Source organism: Cellulomonas sp. P5_C6 (assembly GCF_054049635.1).
This window is the reverse complement of the sequence record NZ_JBFULZ010000097.1, coordinates 1-15015: the sequence shown is the minus strand read 5'-3', so window position 1 is coordinate 15015 and position 15015 is coordinate 1. Positions and strand designations below refer to the sequence as shown.

Sequence of the window (15015 nt, the reverse complement as noted above, 5' to 3'; positions counted from 1 at the left end):
GTCACGTGAGCGTGGAACACGGGAGAGGGTGTCCGGATCATGAGATGTTCGGGTCGATATGTGGGACGGGCGTCCAGAACGCGATAAGCGGACCGATCCGGTCGTGATTCGGAGGCCCGGCGGGAGCGACGTAGGCTGCTCGATCGTGACCTCCCCGGACCCCGTGCTGGCGTCGACGGGCACCCCCAGCCTCACGGAGCGCCGGCCGGTCGTCCCGCCGGACCGTCTGCTGGCCGAGCTCGTGCCGCCCCGCCACTTCGCCGACGAGTCCTTCGCCACCTACCGCCCGGACCCCGCGCACCCGTCGCAGGCCGCAGCCGTCGCGCGCCTGTCCGCCGCGGCCGAGGAGATCCGGCGCGGCCCGTCCCGTTCGTGGCTGAAGCGCGGCAGGTCGACGCCGGTGGCGATCTACCTCGACGGCGGCTTCGGCGTCGGCAAGACCCACCTGCTCACGTCGCTCGCGCACGCGGTCGGGGTCTCGGACGCGGCCTACGGCACGTTCGTCGAGTACACCAACCTCGTCGGCGCCCTCGGCTTCCTGCCGACAGTCGAGGCCCTGGCCACCCGGCGCCTGGTCTGCATCGACGAGTTCGAGCTGGACGACCCGGGCGACACCGTCCTCATGTCCCGCCTGCTGCGAGAGCTCGCCGACCGCGGGGTGGCGCTCGCGGCCACGTCGAACACGCTGCCCGGCTCGCTGGGCGAGGGCCGTTTCGCAGCCGAGGACTTCCTGCGCGAGATCCAGGCGCTCGCGGCCCGTTTCGAGGTCCTGCGCGTCGACGGCGACGACTACCGGCACCGGTCCGTGGTGACCGATGCCGACGGGCTGTCCGAGGACGCCGTGGCCGCCGCCGCCGCCGCGCGCACCGACGCGACGCTCGACGACTTCGGCGACCTGCTCGCGCACCTGTCGACGGTGCACCCGAGCCGGTACGGCGCCCTCCTCGACGGCATCGGGCTCGTCGCCCTCACCGGCGTGCGGCCCGTGCCGACCCAGGACGTCGCGCTGCGGCTCGTCGTGCTGGTCGACCGGCTCTACGACCGGGACGTGCCCGTCCTGCTGGGCGGGGCGGGGGAGAAGGACCTGTTCTCGCCCGAGATGCTCGCCGGCGGGTACCGGAAGAAGTACTACCGCGCGCTGTCGCGCTTGGGCTCGCTCGCCGCGGACGGCGCCGCGCTCGTCGCCTGACGCGCCGAGCTCAGGCCAGGACCACGACCGAGCGCGGCGGCGTCAGCACCAGCGCGCCACCGGGGGTCGCCTCGACGGAGGCCGGGTCCCAGGCCGCGACCACGTCCAGCGGGTCGTCGGTGTGCACCGGGACGGCGACCTCCTCGCCGGACAGGTTGATCACGACGCGGGCCGACCCGCGGTGCAGCACCATCCAGCCGTCCCACGGCACGTCCTCCTGCTCGCGCTCGGAGGCGCCGCCCCAGACGAGGTCGGTGGCCGACAGGTCGCCGGCCGCGATGTCCGGGACGGCCCGGCGGACCGCGATGAGCTCCCGGTACCAGTCGCGCAGTCGGGCGTGCTCGGGGTGGGCCGGGTCGTCGAGCTCCTCGCGCGTGAGGATGCTGTCGCGGAACGGGGCCGGGGACTGCGGGTCCGGGACCTCGATGTCCCCGCCGTAGAGGACGTCCCAGCCGTGGCCGCCGAACTCCCGGCGCCGGCCGTCACGCACGGCCGCGCCCAGCGACGGCTCGGGGTGGTCGGTGAAGAACTGCCACGGGGTCCGGGTGCCCCACTCCTCGCCCATGAAGAGCAACGGGCTGAACGGGGAGAGCAGGACGAGGGCGGCCTCGACGGCGAGGCGGCCGGGGTCGAGGCGGGCGGACGGGCGGTCGCCGAGCGCGCGGTTGCCCACCTGGTCGTGGGTCGAGGCGGCGACGACGAACCGGTGGCCGTCGGTCCCGGGCGGCACGAGGCGGCCCCAGTCGCGGCCGCGGAAGGACGACCAGCCGCCGTCGTGCACGAAGACGCTGGTCAGCGCCTTGTGCAGCGTCTCGGGGGCGCCGAAGTCGCCGTAGTAGCCGTGCCGCTCGCCCGTGACCAAGGCGTGGATGGCGTGGTGCACGTCGTCGTCCCACTGCGCCGTCATGCCCCAGCCGCCGAGGGCCGTCGGCGTCACCGCCACGGAGTCGTTGAGGTCGGACTCGGCGACCAGGGACAGCGGGCGACCCAGGGTGGAGGACAGCGCGGCGACCTCATCGGCCAGCTGCGCGAGCAGGTGGCGGTCCGAGAAGTCGATCAGCGCGTGCACGGCGTCCAGGCGCAGGGCGTCGACGTGGAAGTCGCGGAACCAGCGCAGCACGCTGTCGCACACCCACCGCCGGACCTCGGGCGACCCGTCGCCGTCGAGGTTGATCGCGGAGCCCCAGGGCGTCTGGTGGTCGTCGGTGAAGTACGGGCCGAACTCCCCGAGGTAGTTGCCGGACGGGCCCATGTGGTTGTGCACGACGTCGAGGCAGACGCCSAGGCCGCGGGCGTGSGCGGCGTCGACGAACGCCTGCAGGSCSGCCGGYCCGCCGTACGGCTCGTGCAYGGCGAAGGTGSCGACGCCGTCGTASCCCCAGCCGTGCACGCCGCTGAACGGCCCGACCGGCATSAGCTCGACCAGGTCGACGCCCAGCGAGGCGAGCTCGTCGAGGTGCTCGATCGCGGACAGGAGCGTGCCCCCCGGCGTGAAGGTGCCGACGTGCAGCTCGTACGTCACGTGGCCGCGGGCGTCGACCCCGGACCATCCCGCGTCCGTCCACCTGAACAGGGAGGTGTCGAACACCCGGCTCGGGCCGTGCACCCCGGCGGGCTGCCAGGCGCTGCGCGGGTCCGGGCGCGGGTCGCGGCCGTCGACGGAGTACGCGTAGTCGGTGCCGTGCGGCAGGTCGCGGTCGACGGACCACCAGCCGTCCTCGGCGGACAGCGGGACCCGCGACGAGCCCAGCACGAGGTCGACGCGCGCCGCAGCGGGCGCCCAGACACGAGGGATCACGAGCTCAGCCCTCGGCCCGCACCAGCAGAGCGACGGGCAGCCGGTCGAGCAGGGGGCCGACGTCCACGACGCCGCCGGCGACGGGCCGGTCGGTGAGGACGTCGTGCCAGTCGCCGTCGGGCAGCGCGACGGTGTGGTCCGCCCAGCCGCCGAGCCGGTCGACGGACGCGGCGAGGCGGGTGGYGACGACGGCGACCCGGGCCTCGCCGGCGACCGTGCGCGCGTACGTCAGCGAGTGCCCGGAGGAGTGGGCGAGCGGCAGGAAGCCGCTGTCGGGGCCGACGAACGCCTCCGGCAGCGACCGGCGCAGGCGCAGCGCCCGGGACGTGACCAGCAGCTTCTCGTCGGCGAGGTCCCGCGGTCCGGCGCCGTCGTCGAGGCGGGCGAGCCGGGCCACCAGCGGCTCGAGCGGGACGGGCCGGCGGTTGTCCGGGTCCACGAGCACCGGGTTCGGCACCTCGGTCCCCTGGTAGACGTCGGCGATCCCGGGCAGCGTGAGCTGGACGAGCTTGGTGCCGAGCGTCGTGGCCCGGACCGCGGGCCGCGTGCGGACCTCCCAGTCGCCGAGCAGGCCGGCGACGACGGGGTCGACGAGCGCCTGCCGTGCGGCGTCGAGGACCGCGCGCTCGTAGGCCTCGTCGGGCGCGGTCCACGTCGTGCGGTTCTTGGCCTCGCGGATCGCCTTGGTCAGGTACTCGACCAGGCGGTCCTCGGTGATCGGGCCCTCGTCCGTCCACGTGCCGGCCAGCGTCTGCCACAGCAGGTACTCGGTCCGGCCGTCGAGCAGCGCGCTGCGGTAGGGGGCCGAGGTGGCGCGCAGGGCGTCGACCAGCACCGACCACTCGCGGGGGAGCTCGCTCAGCACGCCCAGGCGCGACCGGGTGTCCTCGCCGCGCTTGGTGTCGTGCGTGGACAGCGTCGTCATCCCCAGCGGCGCCGAGACCTGCATCTCCGCGGCCCACGCGGACAGGTCGGTGGGGGTCAGCGCGAACTGCTCCGGGTTCCCGCCGACCTCGCACAGGCCGGTCAGGTGGGTCCAGCGGTAGAACGCGGTGTCCTCGACGCCCTTGGCCATCACGGCGCCGCAGGTCTGCTGGAACCGGACCACCAGCTCGTCCCGGCGGGGTCCCCGCGTGCGCCCGGCGCTCCCCACCTCGCGGCCGAGCAGCAGGTCGACGACGACGTCCATGGTCGCGCTGCGCTCGGGCGAGAGCCGGGCGCGGGCGTGCACGGCGGCCGTCTGCAGCACCTCGAGCGACTCGGGGTGCACCGTCTCGCCGGGCACGACGTAGGCGCGGTAGCGGTCGAACGCGACGAGCAGCTCGATCAGGCAGTCCTCGAGCGCGCGCCAGGTGTGGTCGCGCAGGCGCAGGTCGGCGCGGCAGATGTCGGCCGCGAGCGACGTCAGCCGGTGCACCTCCGCGTACAGCGGGCCGTCGACGATCTCCCGCTTGGCCTGCTCGGCGATCGCCGGGAAGGCGTCCGACGTGTCGTCCGTGAGCCGGTGCATGACCGCGCCGAGGACCGCCGCGCCGCCGGGGTCGACGAACGTCTCCTGGATCCGCCAGAGGGCCTCGTACCCGGTGCTGCCGGCGGTCTCCCAGTCGGGCGGGAGCGTCTCGTCGCCCTCGAGGATCTTCTCGACGACCACCCAGGCTCCGCCGCTCGCCTCGCGCAGCCGCGCGAGGTAGCCGGCGGGGTCGGCCAGGCCGTCCGGGTGGTCGATCCGCAGCCCGTCGATGGTCCCGTCGGCCAGCAGCGACAGGACGAGCGCGTGCGTGGCGTCGAACACCGCGGGGTCCTCGACGCGGACGGCCAGGAGGGTGCCGACGTCGAAGAACCGCCGATAGTTGAGCTCCTCGTCGGCGACCCGCCAGTACGCCAGGCGGTAGTGCTGGCGCTCGACCAGCTCGCCGAGCGGCAGGGACTCGGTGCCGGGCCGGACGGGGAAGACGTGGTCGTGGTACCGCAGCACGGTCCGGGTGCCCTCGCCGTCGCCCTCGATCTCGACCTCGTCGAGCTGCAGCTCGTCGCGCCCCAGGACGGCCCCGATCCGGTCGCCCAGCACCGGCATCAGGACGGCGCCGTCGCCGGCGGACCAGTCCACGTCGAACCAGTCGGCGTAGGGGGAGTCCGGGCCCTCGGCGAGCACCGACCACAGGGCGCGGTTGTGCCAGACCGGCGTGGGCACGGCCATGTGGTTGGGCACGATGTCGAGCACCAGGCCGAGGCCCACGTCGTGCGCGACGTCGGCCAGCCGGCGCAACGCGGGCAGCCCGCCCAGCGAGGGCGCGATCTCGTCGTGGTCGACGACGTCGTACCCGTGGGTGGAGCCGGGCGCGGCGCGCAGGATCGGCGACAGGTACACGTGCGTCACGCCGAGCGACGCCAGGTACGGCACCCGCCCCGCGACGTCGTCGAGCGTGAGGTCCTCGCCCAGCTGGACCCGGTAGGTCGACGTCGGCACGGGCCGGCCCGCCGTCGGCAGCCGGCGGGTGGGCGTCGGGCGCGGGTCGCTCATGCGGACGGGCGCGGCCGGGTGGTGCGTCGCTTCGGCTTCTCGTCCGCCGACTCCGCGTGCTTGCGGCCCCTGGTCTGCTTGGCCGCCTCGCTGGCCGCCGCCGCCACCGCGCCGATGCCCGACGACGTCGGCGACGGGAGGATCGAGGGACGGGTGAACACGATGATCGACTTCTCCCGGAGCTCGAGGGTGGTGCCCGCCGTGACGGTGCTCCCGGCCTCGATCTGCGAGTCGGTGTCCACCACCGCCGTCCACACGTCCCCGAACCGGCTCTGCGGGAGCGTGAACGTGGCGGCGTCGGGCTGCCCGTTGAACAGCACGAGGAAGCTGTCGTCCACGATCTCCTGGCCGCGCAGGTCGGGCTCGGCGATCGCGTCACCGTTGAGGAAGACCATCACGGCGCGCGCGTGGTCCGCACCCCAGGCCTCGTCGCGCATGTGGTGGCCGTCGGGCGCGAGCCAGGCCAGGTCGAGGAGGTCGGACTGGTCCGAGAGGTCCGGCTGGCCGGCGAAGAAGCGACGGCGTCGGAACACGGGGTGGTCCTGACGGAGCCGCACGAGCCGACGCGTGAACTCCAGCAGGTCGGTCTTGTCCTGGTCGAGGTCCCAGTCGACCCAGGAGAGCGGGCTGTCCTGGCAGTAGACGTTGTTGTTGCCCTGCTGCGTGCGGCCCAGCTCGTCGCCGTGGGCGATCATCGGGACGCCCTGCGAGAGCAGCAGCGTGGTGAGGAAGTTCCGGCGCTGACGCGCGCGCAGGGTGGTGATCGCGGGGTCGTCCGTGGGTCCCTCCACGCCGCAGTTCCAGGACCGGTTGTGGCTCTCGCCGTCGTTGTTGCCCTCGCCGTTGGCCTCGTTGTGCTTCTCGTTGTAGGACACGAGGTCCGTGAGCGTGAAGCCGTCGTGCGCGGTGAAGAAGTTCACGCTCGCGATCGGGCGCCGGCCGGTGTGCTCGTACAGGTCCGAGGACCCCGACAGGCGGCTGGCGAACTCGCCGAGCGTCGACGGCTCGCCGCGCCAGAAGTCCCGGACCGTGTCGCGGTACTTGCCGTTCCACTCCGACCACAGCGGGGGGAACCCGCCCACCTGGTAGCCGCCGTCGCCGACGTCCCAGGGCTCGGCGATGAGCTTGACCTGCGAGACGACCGGGTCCTGGTGCACGAGGTCGAAGAACGCGGACAGCCGGTCGACCTCGTGGAACTGCCGGGCGAGCGTGGCCGCCAGGTCGAAGCGGAAGCCGTCGACGTGCATCTCCAGAACCCAGTAGCGCAGCGAGTCCATGATCAGCTGCAGCACGTGCGGCGACCGCATGAGCAGCGAGTTCCCGGTGCCCGTGGTGTCGAAGTAGTGCGCCTGGTCCTCGTCGACGAGCCGGTAGTAGTTGGCGTTGTCCAGGCCCCGGAAGCTCAGCGTCGGGCCCATGTGGTTGCCCTCGGCGGTGTGGTTGTAGACCACATCGAGGATGACCTCGATGTCGGCGGCGTGCAGCTCCTTGACCATCGCCTTGAACTCCTGCACCTGCTGGCCGGCGTGCTGGAACGCGGCGTAGCCGTTGTGCGGGGCGAAGAAGCCGATGGTGTTGTAGCCCCAGTAGTTCGACAGGCCCTTCTCGACGAGCGACGGGTCGTTGACGAACTGGTGCACGGGCATGAGCTCGACGGCCGTCACGCCGAGCGAGGTGAGGTGCTCGATGACCGCGGGGTGCGCCATGCCCGCGTACGTACCTCGGAGCTCCTCGGGGACGGCCGGGTGCTGCATCGTCAGGCCGCGCACGTGCGCCTCGTAGATGACCGACTCGTGGTACTCGTGCTGCGGCGGGCGGTCGTGGCCCCAGTCGAAGTACGGGTTGATGACGACGGAGGTCATCGTGTGGCCGGCGGAGTCGTCGTCGTTGCGCGCGTCTGGCGCGTCGAACCGGTACGAGTACAGCGAGGGGTCGCCGTCGATCTGTCCGTCGATCGCCTTGGCGTAGGGGTCGAGCAGCAGCTTGTTCGGGTTGCAGCGCTGGCCCTGCGCCGGGTCGTACGGACCGTGCACGCGGTAGCCGTAGCGCTGCCCGGGGGCGATCGCCGGCAGGAACCCGTGCCACACGAACGCGTCGACCTCGGTCAGGTTCACCCGGGTCTCGGTGCCGTCGTCGGCGAACAGGCACAGCTCGACTCGTTCGGCCACCTCCGAGAACAGGGCGAAGTTCGTCCCGGTCCCGTCGTAGGTGGCGCCCAGGGGGTAGGGGCGTCCCGGCCACATCAGCATGCATGCCAGCGTGCCAGTCAGCCGTCCATCTGGCGCGTGGTGCGACGAGGAACCTCGGGTGGACTTCGACACACCGCCACCCGTTGCGCCGGGGCGTACGACCTGGTGCGCTGGCCTTCGGCACTCGGCCGACGCTGGGCGGCACCCCTGTGCCCGCCGGCGGGCCGACGAGGTGGAGGACAGCCGTGAGCGGTCAGGTCGTGGTCGTGGGGGCAGGGTTGGCGGGCGCCAAGACCGTCGAGGGCCTGCGTGGGCGTGGGTACGACGGACGGGTCGTCCTGCTGGGCACCGAGACCGAGCGCCCGTACGAGCGGCCCCCGCTGTCGAAGGGCTACCTGCAGGGCAGCGACGAGCGCGACGGCGCGTTCGTGCACCCCGCCGGCTGGTACGCGGAGCACGACGTCGACCTGCGCCTGGGCACGACGGTCACCTCGATCGACCTCGGCTCGCACGACGTCATCGACGGCTCGGGCACGCGGACGGGCTGGGACCACCTCGTGCTCGCCACCGGGTCCGCGCCGCGCCGGCTCGACGTGCCCGGTGCGGGGCTGACCGGCGTCGTGTACCTGCGGACCCTCGACGACAGCGACCGCCTCCGGGCCCGGCTCACCGCAGGCCTGCGCGTCGTGGTCGTCGGCGGGGGGTGGATCGGGCTCGAGGTCGCCGCCGCGGCGCGGGCCGCGGGATGCAGCGTGAGCGTGCTGGTCCGCGACCCGCTGCCGCTGCTCGGGGTCCTGGGACCGGAGCTCGCGGCGATGTTCGCCGACCTGCACCGGGAGAACGGCGTCGACCTGCGGACCCGCACCGAGATCTCCGAGATCGTCGCGTCCGGCGACGGGACGCACGTGGGCGCCGTCGAGCTCGCCGACGGGACCCTGGTCGACGCCGACCTGGTCGTCGTCGGCATCGGCGCCGCGCCGCGCGTGGAGCTGGCGAAGGCCGTGGGGCTGCACGTGGAGGACGGTGTCGTCGTGGACGCGCACCTGCGCTCGTCGCACCGCCAGGTGCTCGCCGTCGGCGACATCGCCCGGGCCTACCACCCGTTCCTGGAGACCCACGTCCGGGTCGAGCACTGGGCGAACGCGCTCAACCAGCCCGCCACGGCCGCGGCGACGATCGTCGGCGCCGACGAGCCGTTCGACGCGCTCCCGTACTTCTTCACCGACCAGTTCGACCTCGGCATGGAGTACGCCGGCCACGTGGGGTCGCACGGGTACGACGAGGTCGTCATCCGGGGCGACCTGCAGGGCCGCGAGCTCATCGCGTTCTGGCGGCGCGGTGGCCGCGTGCTGGCGGGGATGAACGTGAACGTGTGGGACGTGGTCGACGACGTGCAGGCGCTCATCCGCTCGCGCGCGGTGATCGACCACGACCGGCTGGCGGACCCGGACGTGCCCCTGGCGGACCTGCTGCCCTAGCCGAGGGTGCGCTCGGCGGCCCGGCGGACCACCTCGTCGTCGTCGGCACCCTCGGCGCGCCAGCCCAGCTGCTGGATCGCGCCGTTGCCCCGGCGCAGGACGGTGGCCACCTGTCGCTCGACCCAGGCCAGGTCGCCGGACTCGGCCAGCGCCGGGCGGACGTGCTCCACCAGCTGCGCGACCACCTCGGCGGCCGACAGGGGCTTGCCCGACAAGGGGCTGACCAGGTCGCCGGTCAGGCCCGAGCGGGCGGCCCGCCAGGTCGCCGCCCGCATCAGCTCGGTGCGGGGCTGCGCGACCCCCTCGGTGCCGGCGGTCTCCGCGAGGCCCCGCACGAGCGCCGCCTGCAGGGCCGCGTCGTCGGCGTCGAGGCACACGTCGGCGACGCGGACCTCGACGGTGGGGTAGCGCGACGAGAGCCGCGCGTCGAAGTAGACCATCCCCTCGTCGAGGATCGCGCCCGAGCGCAGGAGGTCGTCGATGACCGCGCGGTAGCCCGCAGCGTCGCCGAACGGCGCGGTCGGTCCCGCGGTCGGCCAGCGGCCCCACACCTGCGAGCGGTAGGACGAGTAGCCGGTGCTGGTGCCCTGCCACGACGGGCTGTTGCCGCTCAGCGCCAGCAGCACGGGCGTCCACGGCCGCAGGTGGTCGAGGATCCGGACGCCCTCCTCGTCGTCGGCGACCTCGACGTGGACGTGGCAGCCGCAGGTGAGCTGGTCGCGGGCCGTCTGGCCGAACTCCGCGCGGATGGCGTGCGCGCGCCGGTCGGGCAGGACCGTCGACTCGACCTGCTGCGGGGCGGTGGCCAGCGCGGCGACGCGTGCCCCCGCCCGGCGGGCCAGCTGGTCCGTGCGCGACCGCCCCTCCCGGATCTCGTCGGCCAGCGCGCCGAGGTCCGTGCACGGGTGCGTCGACGTCTCGATCTGCTCCTGCTTGAACTCCTTCTCGACGTCCCCGCCCGGCTCGTCGCCACCCGTCGGCCCGTCCGCCGAGGCGAGCCGCAGCATCGCGACCGCGACCGACGTCGGCCTGCCCTCGGGCGTGACCAGCAGGAACTCTTCTTCGACACCGACCGTCCGCATCGGCTCAGTGTGGGGGACCTCGACGCGGACCGCGCGCTCTACCAAATGACCCTGTCAGCACGCTGTGAACCGCTAGTGTCCAGGCCGTGACAGTGCTGGTGACCGGGGGGGCCGGCTACATCGGAGCACACGTGGTCCGACTGCTGCGGCAGACCGGCCGCGAGGTGCTCGTCGTCGACGACCTCAGCACGGGGTCCGCCTCGCGGGTGCCGGGCGTGCCGCTCGTCCGGCTCGACCTCGCCGACGCCGCGAGCGTGGGGCCGCTGACGGACGCCTGCGTGGAGCACGGGGTCACCGCCGCCATCCACCTGGCCGCGCGCAAGCGGGTCGACGAGTCCGTCGCCCGGCCGCTCTGGTACTACGCGCAGAACGTCGGGGGTCTGGGGAACGTGCTGCGGGCGACGCGTGCGGCCGCCGTGGAACCGTTCCTGTTCTCGTCGTCCGCCGCCGTCTACGGCTGCCCGGACCACCCCCTGGTGAGCGAGCAGGACGAGACCGTGCCCCTGAGCCCGTACGGCCGGACCAAGCTGGCGGGCGAGCAGCTGGTGCGTGCCGTGTCCCGGTCGAGCGACCTGCGCGCCGTCTCGCTGCGGTACTTCAACGTGGCGGGCGCCGGCTGGCCCGAGCTGGGCGACACCGGCGAGCTCAACCTGGTCACGCAGGCGCTGGCCTGCCTCGACCGCGGCGAGCAGCCCCGGGTGTTCGGCACCGACTGGCCGACCCGCGACGGCAGCTGCGAGCGGGACTACGTGCACGTCCTCGACCTGGCCCGGGCGCACGTGGCGGCGCTCGCGGCCCTCGAGTCCGGGGACCTGCCGGGGGACACCTACAACGTCGGGACGGGCCGCGGCTCGACCGTGCTCGAGGTCCTGGCGCGGATCGGCGAGGTGACGGGGCTGGACACGACCCCTGTGGCCGCCCCTCGACGCGCCGGCGATCCCGCGGCCGTGGTCGCCGTCGTGGACCGCATCCGGGACGACCTCGGCTGGGTGGCCGAGCTCGGGTGCGACGAGGTGGTGTCGAGCGCATGGGAGGCGTGGCGCGCCCGCTAGTCCGGGAGGTGGGCCTCGGCCTGCACGGACTCCGGGGCGCCGAAGCGCGCGACGACGAGGGCGCCGCCGAGCACGAGCGCGAACGCGGCGGCGGAGGCCGGGGCGGCACCGGCCGCGGGTCGGTCGCCGGCGAGCGCGATGCCCAGCGCCGCGCCCGTCACCGTCTCGATGCCGACCATGAGGGCGGTCACGGGCACCACGGGTGCGCGGCGCAGCGCGAGCGCGGCGACGGCCAGGCCGAGCATCCCGCACAGCCCGGCGCACCAGGCGACGGGGTCGGCGAGCACGCCGGTCAGGCTGCTGATCCGCACCACGTGGGCGCCGAGCGCGGTGACGCCGAAGGCTGTGCCGGCCAGACCGGCGAGCACCAGACCCCGCCACCGGGTCGGCCGACCTGCCGCGACGACCGCCGCGAGGACGCCGATGGCGACCGTCGCGCCGACCACCAGCCACGTGGTGCCGTCGGTGACGGCGACCGCGGTCTCGGGCTCGACGGTGAGCGCCAGGACGACCAGCCCGACCCCGAGGCCCGACAGGCCCAGCCAGTCGGTCCAGCGCAGCCGGGCGCCGAGGAACATGACGGAGAGCATCGCGGAGACCGCGAGGCTGGAGGCCCGGCCGGCCTGGACGGCGAAGAGCGGGAGGGTCCGCAGCGCGACGAACGACAGCCCTGCGCCGAGGGCGACGAGCACCAGGGCCACGAGGTAGACGCGGTTGCGGGCGAGGCCGCTCACCAGCGACCTGCCGAGGCGTACGTCGGCCGGGAGGTGCCGGACCGCGGACGCCTGGAGCACCACCGCGGTGCCCGAGCACACGGCCGCGGCGGCGACGCACAGCAGCGCGAGCCCCACCCGTCGACCCCCCGTCGTCCCGCGGCGCGTGTCAGCCGCTCCGAGCACGCCGGAGGCACCCTATGCTCCACGCGGAGTTGTGCGGGCGAAGCGCGCAGGGGGCAGACGTGCACGACGAGGTGACGGGCCGGCAGGCCCGGCTGCGCTGGGGCGTGGTCGCCGCGGCGTTCGTCGCCGTCTCGGTTCTCCTCTCCGCGCTGCTCGGGCTGACCAACGCGTACCGCGACGCCGCCGGCACGCCGGTCCTGCAGGGTCCGTCGTGGCTCGACGGCTGGTTCCAGGGCGACTCGGGCTGGTACTACGGCATCGCCACCGACGGGTACTTCTTCACGCCCGGCAGCCAGTCGTCCATCGCGTTCTTCCCCGTCTACCCGCTCGGGGTCCGGGGGCTCGGCGACGTGCTCGGCGACGTCCAGCTGGCGGGCTCGGTGCTCGGGATGCTGGCGGGGCTCGCGGCTGTCCTGCTGTTCGCCCGGTGGGTGTGGGCGCGGCTGCCGCGGCGGTCCGCGGTGCTCGCGATCGCGGTCCTGATGCTCTACCCGTACTCGTTCTTCCTCTACGGGGCGATGTACGCCGACTCCCTGTTCCTGCTGTGCGCGATCGGGGCGTTCCTGCTGCTCGAGCGGCGCTGGTACCTCGGCGCGGGACTGGTGGGAGCGCTCGCCACGGCGGGTCGGCCGGTGGGCGTCGCGGTCGCCGTCGGGCTGGTCGTCCGCACGCTCGAGCTCCTGGCGGAGGACCGCGGGGAGCGGGCGGCCGGGGTCGGCTGGCGCGACGTCGTCGGCGCCGTGCGGGACGTCCGGCTGCGGCAGGTCGGCGTGCTCGCGTCGGTCCTCGGCGTGATCGTGTGGTGCGTGTACCTCGGGGTGACGTTCGGCCACCCGCTGGCGTGGATCGAGACCGAGTCGTCGCCGGGCTGGAACCAGGGCGTCGGGCCGCGCACGTGGTTCAAGCTCGTGTACGCCGGCACGCTGCTGCACGGCCCGTGGGACATCGCCGCGCTGCTCACCCTGCAGGCGATCGCGTGCCTGTGCGCGGTCCTGCTGGTGCGGCGGGTGTGGCTGCGGTTCGGCTGGGGGTACACCGCGTACACGGTCGTCGTGCTGCTCATCCCGCTCCTGGGCACCAAGGACTTCATGGGCACCGGGCGGTACGTGCTCGTCGCGTTCCCGGTGATGGCCGCCGCGGGTGACTTCCTCGCCGGGCTGCGGCACCGGTGGATCCGCGTCGCGGTGCTCGTCTTCATGGCCGGGCTCCTGCTCGTCCTCACGTACCTCTACGGCAGATCGGTGGAGGTCTCATGACCGTCGCTCCCCAGACCCCCGACGCGTTCRAGAAGCTCTCGATCTTCTTCCCGATGTGGAACGAGGAGCAGTACATCCACCGCGCGGTCCACGCGGCCCGGGCGGTCTGCGAGGACCTGGTCGCCGACGGTCGGATCCTCGACTACGAGCTGATCGTGGTCGACGACGCGTCGACCGACTCGACGCCCGAGCTGGCGGACGGGCTCGCCGCGGCCGACCGGCACGTCCGCGTGGTGCACCACCCGGTCAACCGCAAGCTCGGCGGCTCGATCAAGACGGGCTTCGCGTCGGCCACCGGCGACGTCGTGCTCTACACCGACGCGGACCTGCCGTTCGAGATGACGGAGGTCGCCCGCGCGCTGCGGGTGCTGCAGATGTACGAGGTCGACGTGGTGAGCGCGTACCGGCTGGACCGCACCGGTGAGGGGCCGCGCCGGGCGGTCTACTCCTTCTTCTACAACGGCCTGATCCGGCTCCTGTTCGGCACCCGCCTGCGGGACATCAACTTCGCGTTCAAGCTGTGCCGCCGCCGGGTCCTGGACCACGTGACGCTCAAGAGCGAGGGGTCGTTCATCGACGCCGAGCTGGTGATCCGCGCGCAGCGTTCGGGGTTCCAGATCCTGCAGATCGGCGTCGACTACTTCCCGCGCACCCGGGGCGTCTCGACGCTCTCGTCGTTCGCCGTCATCCGCACCATGGTGCGGGAGATGCTGCAGCTGCGCGGCGAGCTCAAGCACGTGGAACTCGTCGCCGGGTCATGAGCCGGCTGCTGATCGTCACCGCCGACGACCTCGGCCTGACCCGGGGCGTCAACGCCGCCGTCCGCCGTGGGCACCAGGACGGCGTGGTGACCGCGACGTCCCTGCTCGCGGTCGGGCGGGAGTTCGACGACGCCGCGGCGATGCTGCGCAGCGTGCCGACGCTCGAGCTCGGGGCCCACCTCGCGCTGGTCGGCGAGGACCCCCCGCTGCTGTCCGCCCGGGAGATCCCGACGCTGGTCGACCGGTCCGGTGCGTTCCCCCTGAGCTACCGCACGGTGGTGCGGCGCGGGATCCTGGGGCGCATCGACCCCGACGACGTCCGCCGCGAGCTCGACGCCCAGCTCCAGCGCGTCCTGGGCGTCGGGGTGCCGGTGACCCACGTCGACACGCACCAGCACACGCATCTCTGGCCCTCCGTCGGCCGGGTCGTCGCCGACCTCGCCCGCACGGCCGGCGTGCCTGCCGTGCGCCTGCCCGGTAGCCACGGCCACGGTCCGGTCGGGCTGGGGGTCCGCACGCTCGCGTGCCGCACCCGGTCCACGCTGCGGGCCGCCGGCCGCACGACGACGGCGGACTACGCCGGCCTGGACGAGGCGGGACGGCTCGACGGCGCACGCTTCCGACGGACCCTGGCGGACGCGGCCCGGCGGGGCGCTGCGAGCCTGGAGGTCAACTGCCACCCGGCCGAGGCGGGCGACCCGGACCTGGGCCGCTTCGGCTGGGACTACCGGTGGGCCGACGAGCTCGCGATGCTCGTCGACCCCGCGACCCGTGGCGCGGTCGCCGCGGC

11 protein-coding genes are annotated in these 15015 nt (G+C 73.8%); 6 read left to right on the top strand and 5 right to left on the bottom strand.

Annotated elements, in window-relative coordinates:
* Positions 1-145 precede the first annotated feature (145 nt).
* Complete coding sequence (gene zapE / locus ACXJKG_RS12375; RefSeq protein ID WP_456846061.1) at positions 146-1189, top strand: cell division protein ZapE; 1044 nt, start codon at positions 146-148, stop codon at positions 1187-1189.
* Between the two features lie 10 nt (positions 1190-1199).
* On the opposite strand, the gene treZ is transcribed toward zapE, so the two are convergent.
* The 3 genes from treZ to glgX are packed head-to-tail and all read right to left on the bottom strand — an operon-like array spanning position 1200 to position 7757.
* A complete protein-coding gene (treZ, locus tag ACXJKG_RS12370; RefSeq protein ID WP_456846060.1) occupies positions 1200-2987 on the bottom strand; it encodes a malto-oligosyltrehalose trehalohydrolase in 1788 nt (595 codons plus the stop codon).
* A gap of 4 nt (positions 2988-2991) precedes the next feature.
* On the bottom strand, positions 2992-5508 hold the full coding sequence (treY, locus tag ACXJKG_RS12365) for a malto-oligosyltrehalose synthase (RefSeq protein WP_456846059.1): 2517 nt from the start codon (positions 5506-5508) through the stop codon (positions 2992-2994).
* Positions 5505-7757, bottom strand: coding sequence for a glycogen debranching protein GlgX (gene glgX, locus ACXJKG_RS12360; protein ID WP_456846058.1), 2253 nt, complete (start codon positions 7755-7757; stop codon positions 5505-5507). The genes treY and glgX overlap by 4 nt, the downstream gene beginning before the upstream one ends.
* A 185-nt stretch (positions 7758-7942) precedes the next feature.
* Between glgX and ACXJKG_RS12355 the strand changes: the two genes are divergently transcribed.
* Positions 7943-9175, top strand: a complete 1233-nt coding sequence (locus ACXJKG_RS12355) for an NAD(P)/FAD-dependent oxidoreductase (RefSeq protein WP_456846057.1) — start codon at positions 7943-7945, stop codon at positions 9173-9175.
* Here the strand turns inward: ACXJKG_RS12355 and ACXJKG_RS12350 are convergent.
* On the bottom strand, positions 9172-10257 hold the full coding sequence (locus ACXJKG_RS12350; protein ID WP_456846056.1) for a carboxylate-amine ligase: 1086 nt from the start codon (positions 10255-10257) through the stop codon (positions 9172-9174). The genes ACXJKG_RS12355 and ACXJKG_RS12350 overlap by 4 nt on opposite strands.
* 86 nt (positions 10258-10343) lie before the next feature.
* Here ACXJKG_RS12350 and galE point away from each other — a divergent pair, with 86 nt between their 5' ends.
* Complete coding sequence (gene galE / locus ACXJKG_RS12345; protein WP_456846055.1) at positions 10344-11309, top strand: UDP-glucose 4-epimerase GalE; 966 nt, start codon at positions 10344-10346, stop codon at positions 11307-11309.
* On the opposite strand, the gene ACXJKG_RS12340 is transcribed toward galE, so the two are convergent.
* Complete coding sequence (locus ACXJKG_RS12340; protein WP_456846054.1) at positions 11306-12160, bottom strand: hypothetical protein; 855 nt, start codon at positions 12158-12160, stop codon at positions 11306-11308. The genes galE and ACXJKG_RS12340 overlap by 4 nt on opposite strands.
* 107 nt (positions 12161-12267) lie before the next feature.
* Here ACXJKG_RS12340 and ACXJKG_RS12335 point away from each other — a divergent pair, with 107 nt between their 5' ends.
* The 3 genes from ACXJKG_RS12335 to ACXJKG_RS12325 form a co-directional block, all read left to right on the top strand.
* Positions 12268-13464, top strand: coding sequence for a hypothetical protein (locus ACXJKG_RS12335; RefSeq protein WP_456846053.1), 1197 nt, complete (start codon positions 12268-12270; stop codon positions 13462-13464).
* Positions 13461-14225, top strand: a complete 765-nt coding sequence (locus tag ACXJKG_RS12330; protein ID WP_456846052.1) for a glycosyltransferase family 2 protein — start codon at positions 13461-13463, stop codon at positions 14223-14225. Before ACXJKG_RS12335 ends, ACXJKG_RS12330 begins: the two co-directional genes overlap by 4 nt.
* Positions 14222-15015: ChbG/HpnK family deacetylase (locus tag ACXJKG_RS12325; protein WP_456846051.1), on the top strand; the 794-nt coding region annotated here is incomplete at its 3' end. The genes ACXJKG_RS12330 and ACXJKG_RS12325, both read left to right, overlap by 4 nt.

Bases quoted from the DNA above. Each gene is read 5' to 3' on its own strand.
- glgX (WP_456846058.1), bottom strand. From the start codon at position 7,757: ATGCTGATGTGGCCGGGACGCCCCTACCCCCTGGGCGCCACCTACGAC.
- ACXJKG_RS12350 (WP_456846056.1), bottom strand. From the start codon at position 10,257: ATGCGGACGGTCGGTGTCGAAGAAGAGTTCCTGCTGGTCACGCCCGAG.